The organism is Streptomyces achromogenes subsp. achromogenes (assembly GCF_000720835.1).
In the GTDB taxonomy this organism is placed as follows: Bacteria; Actinomycetota; Actinomycetes; order Streptomycetales; family Streptomycetaceae; genus Streptomyces; species Streptomyces achromogenes.
The window spans coordinates 1-220 of record NZ_JODT01000154.1; the positions used below are offsets into that span (position 1 = coordinate 1).

At 67.3% G+C, this 220-nt stretch carries 1 protein-coding gene; it reads left to right on the forward strand.

Annotation, left to right across the window (positions count from 1 at the left end; genetic code table 11):
* A partial coding sequence (locus IH25_RS0137165; protein ID WP_030621644.1) for an LLM class flavin-dependent oxidoreductase occupies positions 1 to 220 on the forward strand: 220 nt, incomplete at both ends.

Consider the following 220-nt stretch of genomic DNA (forward strand, 5'->3'; position numbering starts at 1 on the left):
GCTGGACGTCTTCGCCACCGGCGAGCACCACAACCCGCCGTTCGTGCCGTCGTCCCCGACCACGATGCTCGGCTACATAGCCGCCCGCACCGACAAGCTCATCCTGTCCACCTCCACCACCCTGATCACCACCAACGACCCGGTGAAGATCGCGGAGGACTACGCGATGCTCCAGCACCTGGCCGACGGCCGGGTGGACCTGATGATGGGGCGCGGCAAC